Annotated in this window: 1 protein-coding gene and 3 pseudogenes; all 4 read right to left on the reverse strand. The window is 56.2% G+C overall.

What is annotated here, in order from left to right; translation table 11 throughout:
* Positions 1-70: 70 nt before the first annotated feature.
* Positions 71-229: pseudogene (locus tag Q1A75_RS23815) on the reverse strand (IS5/IS1182 family transposase); the annotation flags it as partial.
* Between the two features lie 150 nt (positions 230-379).
* A pseudogene (locus Q1A75_RS23820) lies at positions 380-595 on the reverse strand (transposase domain-containing protein); the annotation flags it as partial.
* A 130-nt stretch (positions 596-725) separates the two neighbouring features.
* A pseudogene (locus Q1A75_RS23825) lies at positions 726-985 on the reverse strand (IS66 family transposase); the annotation flags it as partial.
* A complete protein-coding gene (locus Q1A75_RS23830; RefSeq protein ID WP_299593535.1) occupies positions 969-1,652 on the reverse strand; it encodes a DUF4336 domain-containing protein in 684 nt (227 codons plus the stop codon). The pseudogene Q1A75_RS23825 and the gene Q1A75_RS23830, both read right to left, overlap by 17 nt.
* Positions 1,653-1,795 lie beyond the last annotated feature (143 nt).

Genomic DNA, 1,795 nt, shown 5'->3' on the forward strand with positions numbered 1-1,795 from the left:
GTCATCTCGTCTCATGCCCCAACATGACACTCCGAACCGACAATGGGAATCCTATGTCAGACGGGGAACACTAGGTCACCGACTCATAAGTCTTCAACCATATTTGGATTGAAGCGAGTTGTCTGGAGGCAAGGAAGTTGTCATCGCGCTTGTCGTATCTTGTTGCGACTGCGCGGAAGTGTTTGAGTTTGTTGAAGACCCTTTCGACGGCGTTGCTCTGCCGGTAGAGCCAAGGACTGAACGGTGGTATGTTCACCCGGTTCGGCATCGGCCTCACGCAGGCCCACGCTCCCCGATCCTTCAGCTGTTCGCGCAGAGCATCGCTGTCTTAGGGTAGCCATTCGGTCTGACCGCTCTGGCCCGATCGAATGGCTGCCTGTTACGCTGCTTGAGCAGCGTAACGCCAAGGCAGAAGTTCGTCGAGGCGTGTGATCTTGTGGTCGGCGATCTGGGCAAGGACCCATGTGAGCCAAGCCTGGGGATCGACTTTGTTGAGTTTTGCCGTTTCGATCAGGGTGAAGGCGATTGCCATGGCTTTACCGCCGCCTTCGGAGCCTGCAAACATCCAGTTTTTCCGACCGATGGCCACAGGTTTGCTGCCATTCACAGCAGACCCAAAAATCACTTCATGATTCTGCTGGCGGGGACGAGCGTACCTTGCCTTCCATTATGAGAATGACCACATGTGAGCCGATTTACCGAGAACGGACCGATTCAGACTAAGCGATAATGTCCAGCCGTTCGCTAACATCTTCGCCAATGACATGACGCTCGGCCCCAAGGGCACAGGAGAGCTCAGGCTCGATGACCACTTCCACCCGTTCCAGATGCTTGGGCAGTGACCCGCGATTGGTCTGACGCGGCTTTGGGGGCCGCACTGGCGCTGTACGCGCGTCCGCATCAATCTCGGCTTCCACCTGCGCGATGGCTGTCTCGATGTCTCGAGTTCCAGCTCGTATTGGGCGGGATCAGTCCTCTCGGATTTGCCTCAGTTTTGTTCGACGGAAGAAGGACATTCGCCAATCCAGAGGAGCATAGCCCTTGCCCTCTGTTATGCCCCATGTGCGCGCAAGCCAATGCTGCCAGCCTTTCCAGTTCGTCTTGAGAAAATCGCGCCCGAAATTCTCCGAGAAGTCCGCAAGTATCAGCGTCTTCGACGGCTTGTGGAGGAACAGTATCTCATCCATAGCCATTGACCCTAGCACATGAAATTGCTCGAATTCACTGATCCAAAGGTGCGCTGCTTCACCGTTCAATGGCTTCTGAAAGCTGAGATCATTACGTTTTTTGATCGTCGAAGCTGGCCCCCAGAGCAGAGCGTCCGGAAACCGCTGCTGCCATTCCGAGAGAAAGAGGTGATGAATCTTGTTGGGGCTCACAAGATGCCGGACTGGCCCGAGGCTTTCGACGGCAACAGCCAACTCTTCCGAAATCCTGATCGGAGACCAAACCCAGATGTCGCCGTTCTCCAGGCGGACCACAACGCTTCGGGTCGGATAAGCGAACCCGTGGAAGTTCACACACTGACACTCGCTGTCGAGCAGCGGTGAGCCCGCTGCAGCTGCAAAGGGATGCTGCGTCAGCAAAGGCCGCACCTGCAAAAGGCCGGTTTGTCCCGCAACCCGGTCATCTAGCCCCTGATTTTGCTGCATCAAGCATGAATGTCCGCTCTCCTTGCCCTGCTGCAGCACGTTTCAGTGGGGTCACCGGACGGATACTCTACAGCGTCCGTCTTGGCCGAAAGGCCGAGATACTTGGCAAAATTGCGGGTGCGCGTTCCATGTGCGCGGTGGAC

The organism is uncultured Tateyamaria sp., assembly GCF_947504105.1.
Classification (GTDB): Bacteria; Pseudomonadota; Alphaproteobacteria; order Rhodobacterales; family Rhodobacteraceae; genus Tateyamaria.

Excerpts from the sequence above, each read along its gene's own strand:
- Q1A75_RS23830 (WP_299593535.1), bottom strand. The coding sequence starts at position 1,652 with ATGCAGCAAAATCAGGGGCTAGATGACCGGGTTGCGGGACAAACCGGC.